This is a genomic window from Streptomyces pathocidini, from assembly GCF_001418495.1.
In the GTDB taxonomy this organism is placed as follows: Bacteria; Actinomycetota; Actinomycetes; order Streptomycetales; family Streptomycetaceae; genus Streptomyces; species Streptomyces pathocidini.
In genome coordinates this window covers 1-8,211 of the sequence record NZ_LIQY01000108.1, presented here as the reverse complement: position 1 = coordinate 8,211, position 8,211 = coordinate 1, and the positions used below count along the sequence as shown (strand labels likewise).

Below are 8,211 nucleotides of genomic sequence, written 5' to 3'. Positions count from 1 at the left end.
GGCGAGGAACTGTCAGTCGCGGGGGAAACCCTCGGTCGAAAGGACGAGGCCCACGGCGGTGTCCCTGAGATCGACCGACTCTCCGAAAGCAACCGTGAGTTCGCTGCGGTAGGCGTGTTCCTTGGGATGCGTGTATACGCGGCACTTACCGACGTACGGGTCGACGATCATATACACGGGAACCTCGGACTCGGCATACGCCCGCAACTTCTCGCCATAGTCGTGAGCGGCGGTCCCCTTCGAGATGACCTCGGCGACAAACTCAAGGTCCTTTGGCGCGAACCGCCCCTTGCTGTCCGGCGTCGCCCCCTCCACCACCTTGCAGAGGTCAGGTGCAAACCCGTTCATGTAGCCCGGAAAATCGACACGCACATCGGAGTCGATCTCGGCGTCCACACCGAAGTGGTCCTCAAGCTGGCGGAGGATCTTCCGGATGATCTTCCAGTGAGTGCGCCGCTGCGGCGACATGTGGACTGTCCCCTCGATGATCTCGACCTTGTAGCCCTCGGGGACAGGCATGCGCTCCAGGCGCTCGAACAGGTCGTCCAAGCTCGGCGCTCCGCTGTGGGACATCTTGATCCCGCCGATCGTGTCAGGCATGTCATCGATGGCCGTCACTGTGCCGCTCCTCCCCGCGCCAGACGGCGCAACCGCGCAGTACAACGATACGCACGGATGTCGGTCACGCGTTCCCAAGGCGGCGCTGTACAAGCCGCCGGGCAGCCAAGCCGTCGTTTCGACCGGCCGCCGAGGCGCTCACCAATCGGTGAGGTCCACCACGCGCGAGCAGTGCGGATCATCGGTGTCCACCGACGTGCGCCACTCCTCGTCGAGCAACGACGGCAATGCCGCGAGCGCACCACCCGGGCATACATCGGCAGCGATCACGCTGGGAGACGCCGTGGACGACGTCGCGTTGGCGGTCACCGAGTTGGCGACCAACGCCCTCCGGCACGTTCCGGGCGAGGAGTTCCGGGTCGCGCTCACGTACGACGGCCGTCACGCCCTCGTCGAAGTCGAGGACGGCGCACCGGGCGAACTTCCGCGGGTCCCCTGCCCAACGGATGACTCCTGTTCAGGGCGCGGGCTTCTGCTCGTCGCCGGGTTAAGCCTCGCCTGGGGCATGGAGATGAGCCCGTACGACCGGCGGAAGACGGTCTGGTCCATCATCGCGCGGACCGGCGGCAGCGCTCTGCCGCTCGCAGCGGCAACAGCCGTCAGAGCCCTGCGATCCCACGCCACTCCCGCGTGAACGCACACCGCTCCTCCGGGGTGATGTCGCGGACGACGGACAGGCGGCGGAGCATTCCGGTGTCCGGGAAGCGGAACGCGCGGGCCGTGCCCCGATGAGGTGTCGGGGCACGGCCCGCGCAGGCACAACTGCCGTCTCACCGGGTCTCGATCACCCACCGCTTCCCGGTGTCCAGCGGAGCCGTCCGCACGGTCAGTACCCGGCTGTCCGCGTCATAGTTCCAGCCCGGCCCGTCGCCCGTGCTCTCCGCGAGCCGCGCGCCGCCCACCGAGACCCGCTCGGGCCGGTGGTCGATGTCCAGCAGCCGTACGGTCCACGCGCGCGTGGCGGCGTGCCCGTCGTACGAGCCGCGCGCCGCGCCGATCACCAGCCGGCCCGGGGCCTGCTCGATCCGGGTCGTGGCGTGCGCACCTGCGCGGTACGCCTGCCCGTCGCCCTCGTCCTCGTACAGCTCGAAGGAGCCGCGCCCGCCGGAGCCGGCCGTCACGGTGGCCCGGGTGAACGGCTTCTTCGCGGCCGCGTCGTCCGCGTCCTGCTGGACCACCAGGCCGCCGTCGCGCACCAGCACCGGAATCTCGTCGATCCCGGCCTTGACCTGCACGGTCTTCGGCCCGGTGTAGGACTTGCCGGTGAAGAAGTCCGTCCACGTGCCCGGCGGCACCCACACCGGCACCTCGGCCTCGGCGCCCTCCTTCGTCACCGGCGCCACCAGCACGTCGTCCCCGAGCGTGAACTGGCTCCCCTTGTACGCCTCGTCGTACTCCGGGTAGTTGAGGTACATGCCGCGCACCATCGGGACGCCCGTCTCGGACGCCTCGCGCGCGAGCGAGTAGAGGTGCGGGACGAGCGAGCCGCGCAGCCGCAGGAACTTCTTCCCGGCCTCGGCCGCCGCGCCCTCGTACTCCCACGGCAGGCTGTACGCGCCACCGGAGTGCACCCGGTCGATCGGCAGGAAGGCGCCGAGCGCCATCCACCGCGCGTACAGGTCGTCGGGGCGCCGGCCCTCGCCGTGGAAGGCGCCGATGTCGTGACTGACGTACGGCAGGCCGATGTTGCCCTCGGCGACGGCGATCCGCGCCGCGAAGTCGAGGGTGGGGAAGTTGGGGTAGGAGTCCCCGGTGAAGTGCATCGTCGAGCGGTGGTCGGCCCACGGCCCGGCCGCGTAGCCCCCGCCCAGCCGCTGGTAGGAGGCGCCGATGCGGGAGAACGCGAAGCCGCGCGTGCCCTGGGACTCGGCGCGGTCCGCGTACATCTGGTTGATCAGCGTGTCGGGCGCGATGCCCTCCCCACTGGCCGTCGCGGCGTCGCAGCAGTAGTCGTTCCACCACAGCCGCGCGCCCTGCTGCTCGTACGGCGTGTGGAGGTCGAAGTAGGCCTTGGCCTGGTCGGGGTCGGACCAGTCGAAGCCGTAGCAGTCCGCGCTCGAATAGCAGGAGATCTTGGGCAGTTTGCCCTGGGCGGTCTCCATGGCCTGGGCGAAGGCCGGGTCGGAGCCGTCGATGCTGGGGTGGACGTTGAGGGCGATGGGCAGCTTGTTGTCCTTGGCCCACTGCATGAACGCGTCCGGGTCGGGGAAGAGGGCGGGGTTCCAGCCGGTCCAGCCGTTCCACCAGCCGCTGCCCTTGTAGTCGGTGTCCACGACGAGGGCGTCGAGTGGCACCTTGTTCTTCTCGAAGGTGGCCAGCAGGTCCTTGTACTCGGTGAACGAGTAGTCCCGCCAGCGCGAGAACCACACGCCGAACGCCCAGCGCGGCAGCAGCGGCGCGGGCCCGGTGAGCGCGCGCAGATCGCGCAGGCCCTGCTTGTAGTCGTGGCCGTAGCCGAACAGGTAGCCGTCCTGGTACGCGGTCTCGTTCCGCGCCGCGCGCGGCCGCGGCTGCGTGGTGCCGGGGGCCTGGAGGGCGGTCGCCGAGTCGTCCAGCAGGTACCAGCCGTCGCGCGAGAGGACGCCGTCGCCCAACTGGTAGGGCGCGGCGGGGGTGTTGTCCAGACCGCGCGTCCAGCCGCCGAGGTTGGCGCTCTTCCCCGGGTCGGCCGGGGTCGGGAAACCGGTCCCGCCCACTTCCTGGACCGCGAACGCGTCGGCGTTCACCGGGCAGGTGTCGCCCTCGCGGCAGGCGATCGTGATGTCGTCGACCCCGCGCTTCAGCTCGACCTTCACGGGCTCGGAGGCCTGGTAGACGGCCCAGTCGCCGGTGGAGGGCAGGGTCAGCGCCGTCCGCTGCCCGCCGGTCTCGACGGACAGCGTCCGCGTGATGTCCTGGCCGTCGGCGGCCCGGGCGTTGGCGTAGCGCAGCCGCAGCTCGTACGTGCCGTCGTGCGGCACGCCCCGCACCCGGACGGTGGTGCGGGCGCCCGGCCGGTCGAGCCCGTCGGTGATCCCGCGCCCGTACGCCTTGGTGGCGTGGCCGTCGCGGAAGGTCCAACGCGCACCGCCCGCCAGCACGCCGTACTCGGTGTCGCAGACGGCCCCGAAGACGCAGGTCGAGGTGGACTCGCCGAACTGCGGGCGGCCGGTGACCTGTTGGCCGCCCGCCTTGAGGCGGACGGTGGTGTTGCCCGGGGTGAACCGGCCCGAGCCCTGGCGGTAGCGGAGGGTCAGCTTCCCGGTGCTGATCTCGCGGATGCCGCCGCTGACACGGGTGGTGTAGGCGGGCGGGGTGAAGGAGCGGTTGACCGCGTTCACGGTCGGGGAGTCCTCGAACTTCCCGTCCTCCGCGTACTCCAGGCGCACCAGCGTGGGGGTGAGGACCTGGAAGCGCGCCTTGCCGTCGACGATCGTGCCGTCCTGCCGTACGGCCTGGCGGTCGGTCGACGCGGAGGCGCCCGCCGGGGCGAGCAGCGGCAGCGCGAGGGCCGCGGCGACGGCGGCCAGCGGCCACCGTCTTCTGATCCGGATGCTTGGGCTCATGCGCCCGTACCCCACCAGTACAGGGGCCTGCGGTCCATGAACTCCTGGCGGCCCGCGCTTGGACAAACGCGCGGGCGCATGCACGAAAAACGCGCCCGCCCCGGCCGAAACGGGCCGGGGCGGGCGGGAGTCGAGCGGCTCAGCCGTCCAGTGAGGTCATCACGTGCTTGATCCGCGTGTAGTCCTCGAACCCGTACGCGGACAGGTCCTTGCCGTAGCCGGACTGCTTGAAGCCGCCGTGCGGCATCTCGGCGACCAGCGGGATGTGGGTGTTGATCCACACGCAGCCGAAGTCCAGCTTCTTGGACATCCGCATCGCCCGGCCGTGGTCCTTCGTCCAGACCGAGGAGGCCAGCGCGTACTCGACGCCGTTGGCGTACTCCACGGCCTGGTCCTCGTCCGTGAACTTCTGGACGGTGATGACCGGGCCGAACACCTCGTTCTGGATGATCTCGTCGTCCTGGCGGAGCCCGGAGACGACGGTGGCGGCGTAGAAGTAGCCCTTGTCGCCGACGCGTTGGCCGCCCGCCTCGACCTTGGCGTGCGCGGGCAGCCGGTCGATGAAGCCGGAGACCTGGGCGAGCTGGCCCGGGTTGTTGAGCGGGCCGAAGAGCACGTCCTCGTCATCCGGCAGACCGGTCTTGGTGTCGGCGGCGGCCTTGGCCAGCTCGGCCACGAAGGTGTCGTGGATGGACTCGTGGACGAGCACGCGGGTCGCGGCCGTGCAGTCCTGGCCCGCGTTGAAGAAGCCGGCGACCGAGATGTCCTCGACGGCCTTGGCGATGTCGGCGTCCTCGAAGACGACGACCGGGGCCTTGCCGCCCAGCTCCAGGTGGACCCGCTTGAGGTCCTTCGAGGCGCTCTCGGCGACCTGCTTGCCGGCGCGCACCGAACCGGTGATGGAGGCCATGGCCGGGACCTCGTGCTCGACCATCAGGCGGCCGGTGTCGCGGTCGCCGCACACCACGTTGAAGACGCCCTTGGGCACGATCCCGCCGATGATCTCGGCGAGCAGCACCGTGGAGGCGGGGGTGGTGTCGGAGGGCTTGAGGACGACCGTGTTGCCCGCGGCCAGCGCCGGGGCGAACTTCCAAACGGCCATCATCATCGGGTAGTTCCAGGGCGCGACCTGCGCGCAGACGCCGACCGGCTCGCGCCGGATGATGGAGGTCAGGCCCTCCATGTACTCGCCGGCGGAGCGCCCTTCGAGCATCCGGGCGGCCCCCGCGAAGAAGCGGATCTGGTCCACCATCGGCGGGATCTCCTCGGAGCGGGTGAGCCCGATCGGCTTGCCCGTGTTCTCGCTCTCGACCGCGACGAGCTCCTCGGCCCGCTCCTCGATCGCGTCCGCGATCTTCAGCAGGGCCTTCTGGCGCTCGGCCGGTACGAGGTCGCGCCAGGCCGGGAAGGCGGCCTCGGCGGCGGCCATGGCGGCGTCGACATCGGCGGCGCCGGACAGCGCGGCCGTCGCATAGGCCTCGCCCGTGGCCGGGTTGACCACGTCGGTGGTCCGCCCGTCGGCGGCGTCCCGGAACTCCCCGGCGATGTAGTTGCGCAGACGACGCAGCTCGGTGGTCACTGCCACCCCTCCTGTGGTTGTCCAAGTACTGAGACACCCACCCTAGCCGTGGGGTCGACGCTTTCAACATACCCACCCTGCGACAACGACGAAATCAGTGCTTCAATAATCCATCAACAACGAATTTCATCGATACGGGGTTGTCAGACGGCGAAGTCCTCATGCAGAGTGAGGGACGTGGCCACACGTGACAAGAACACCGGCGGGACGCTCGACGCCGTCTCCCTGGCGATCATCGAGCAGCTCCAGGAGGACGGGCGCCGCCCGTACGCGGCGATCGGCAAGGCCGTGGGCCTGTCGGAGGCCGCGGTCCGCCAGCGCGTACAGAAACTGCTGGACCAGGGCGTGATGCAGATCGTCGCCGTGACCGACCCGCTCACCGTGGGTTTCCGGCGCCAGGCGATGGTCGGCATCAACGTCGAGGGCGACCTCGACCCGGTCGCGGACGCGCTGACCGCCATGGACGAGGTCGAGTACGTGGTCGTGACCGCGGGCTCCTTCGACCTCATCGCCGAGATCGTCTGCGAGGACGACGACCACCTGCTCGAAATGATCAACAAGCGGATCCGCACGCTCCCGGGCGTGCGCTCCACCGAGAGCTTCGTCTACCTCAAGCTCAAGAAACAGACCTACACCTGGGGAACCAGATAGCCATGAGCAGCGACCTGGCCAAGCGTGCCTACGACCACCTGTGGATGCACTTCACCCGCATGTCGTCGTACGAGAACACCCCTGTGCCGACGATCGTCCGCGGCGAGGGCACGTACATCTACGACGACAAGGGCAAGCGCTACCTCGACGGTCTGGCGGGCCTGTTCGTGGTGCAGGCCGGCCACGGCCGCCAGGAGCTGGCCGAGGTCGCCGCCAAGCAGGCGGCCGAGCTGGCGTTCTTCCCGGTGTGGTCCTACGCCCACCCCAAGGCGGTCGAACTGGCCGAGCGCCTGGCGCACCACGCGCCCGGGGACCTGAACAAGGTCTTCTTCACCACCGGCGGCGGCGAGGCCGTGGAGACCGCGTGGAAGCTGGCGAAGCAATACCACAAGCTCACCGGCAACCACACCAAGTACAAGGTCATCTCACGGGCCGTCGCGTACCACGGCACCCCGCAGGGCGCCCTGTCCATCACCGGACTCCCGGCCCTGAAGGCCCCGTTCGAGCCGCTGGTGCCCGGCGCGCACAAGGTGGCGAACACCAACATCTACCGCGCCCCGATCCACGGCGACGACCCCGAGGCGTTCGGCCGCTGGGCCGCCGACCAGATCGAACAGCAGATCCTCTTCGAGGGGCCCGAGACGGTCGCGGCGGTCTTCCTGGAGCCGGTCCAGAACGCCGGCGGCTGCTTCCCGCCCCCGCCCGGCTACTTCCAGCGGGTCCGCGAGATCTGCGACCGCCATGACGTCCTGCTGGTCTCGGACGAGGTCATCTGCGCGTTCGGCCGCCTCGGCACGATCTTCGCCTGCGACAAGTTCGGCTACGTGCCGGACATCATCACCTGCGCCAAGGGCATGACCTCGGGCTACTCCCCGATCGGCGCCGCGGTCGTCTCCGACCGGATCGCCGAGCCGTTCTACAAGAAGGACAACGTCTTCCTGCACGGCTACACCTTCGGCGGCCACCCGGTCTCCTCGGCGGTGGCCCTGGCCAACCTCGACCTCTTCGAGCGCGAGGGCCTGAACCAGCACGTGCTGGACAACGAGCAGGCGTTCTTCCGGACCCTCAACAAGCTCCACGACCTCCCGATCGTCGGCGACGTCCGCGGCAACGGCTTCTTCTACGGGATCGAGCTGGTCAAGGACAAGGCGACGAAGGAGTCCTTCACAGAGGAGGAGTCGGAGCGGGTGCTGTACGGCTTCGTCTCGAAGAAGTTGTTCGAGTACGGCCTGTACTGCCGCGCCGACGACCGCGGCGACCCGGTCATCCAGCTCTCCCCGCCGCTGATCTCGGACCAGTCGACCTTCGACGAGGCCGAACAGATCATCCGCCAGGTCCTGACGGAGGCGGCCGCCAAGATCTGAGGCGTAACCCGGTTGTGGCCGGTTCGGCTCCCCCAGCTACCGCAGGGAGGCACCCCCACCCGAGCTGCGCCGTCGTGGTTGCTCGCCGTCGCGGCGGGAATTTCTTTCCGCCGCGACGGCGAGAAGCGGGACGGCGGCGGTCGGCGGTCGGCGGTACCGAACCGGCAGCGGCCCGGTGCCAGTCCACCCGGTCAGCCCCACTTCAACGCAAACCACAACTCCATCCGCACATCCGCGTCCCCCAGATCCGCGTCGAGCAGTTCCGCCGCCCGCCCGATCCGCTGCCGGACGGTGTTGCGGTGCACCCCGAGCGCCACGGCCGTGCGGTCCCAACTCCCGTGCAGGGAGAGCCAGGTCCGCAGGGTCTCGACCACCGCCGGCGCGCCCTCCAGCGGCGCCAGCCGGGTACGGGCGAGGGCGCGGGCCTCGTCCGCCGGGACGAGACCGGTGACCC

General features: G+C 69.7%; 8 protein-coding genes. 3 read left to right on the top strand and 5 right to left on the bottom strand.

The window, feature by feature from the left end; all coding sequences use genetic code 11:
• Positions 1 to 12: 12 nt before the first annotated feature.
• A complete protein-coding gene (locus tag AOK16_RS06925) occupies positions 13 to 618 on the bottom strand; it encodes a Uma2 family endonuclease (protein ID WP_398718063.1) in 606 nt (201 codons plus the stop codon).
• A gap of 138 nt (positions 619 to 756) precedes the next feature.
• A complete protein-coding gene (locus tag AOK16_RS28935) occupies positions 757 to 888 on the bottom strand; it encodes a hypothetical protein (RefSeq protein WP_276202479.1) in 132 nt (43 codons plus the stop codon).
• Positions 889 to 901: 13 nt separating this feature from the next.
• On the opposite strand from AOK16_RS28935, the gene AOK16_RS28025 reads away from it, so the two are divergent.
• Positions 902 to 1,252, top strand: coding sequence for an ATP-binding protein (locus AOK16_RS28025; protein ID WP_055471344.1), 351 nt, complete (start codon positions 902 to 904; stop codon positions 1,250 to 1,252).
• A 136-nt stretch (positions 1,253 to 1,388) separates the two neighbouring features.
• Here AOK16_RS28025 and AOK16_RS06915 read toward each other — a convergent pair whose 3' ends face one another.
• Positions 1,389 to 4,163, bottom strand: a complete 2,775-nt coding sequence (locus tag AOK16_RS06915; protein ID WP_157859133.1) for a TIM-barrel domain-containing protein — start codon at positions 4,161 to 4,163, stop codon at positions 1,389 to 1,391.
• 139 nt (positions 4,164 to 4,302) lie between these two features.
• Complete coding sequence (locus AOK16_RS06910) at positions 4,303 to 5,742, bottom strand: gamma-aminobutyraldehyde dehydrogenase (protein WP_055471342.1); 1,440 nt, start codon at positions 5,740 to 5,742, stop codon at positions 4,303 to 4,305.
• A 177-nt stretch (positions 5,743 to 5,919) separates the two neighbouring features.
• Here AOK16_RS06910 and AOK16_RS06905 point away from each other — a divergent pair, with 177 nt between their 5' ends.
• On the top strand, positions 5,920 to 6,393 hold the full coding sequence (locus tag AOK16_RS06905) for an Lrp/AsnC family transcriptional regulator (RefSeq protein WP_055471341.1): 474 nt from the start codon (positions 5,920 to 5,922) through the stop codon (positions 6,391 to 6,393).
• Positions 6,378 to 7,757 carry an aspartate aminotransferase family protein gene (locus tag AOK16_RS06900; protein WP_398718151.1) on the top strand — a complete coding sequence of 460 codons (1,380 nt, stop codon included), beginning with the start codon at positions 6,378 to 6,380 and terminating at the stop codon, positions 7,755 to 7,757. Before AOK16_RS06905 ends, AOK16_RS06900 begins: the two co-directional genes overlap by 16 nt.
• Positions 7,758 to 7,948: 191 nt before the next feature.
• On the opposite strand, the gene AOK16_RS06895 is transcribed toward AOK16_RS06900, so the two are convergent.
• Positions 7,949 to 8,211, bottom strand: a 263-nt coding sequence (locus AOK16_RS06895; RefSeq protein ID WP_169790867.1) for a helix-turn-helix domain-containing protein, incomplete at its 5' end; no start/stop codon positions are given.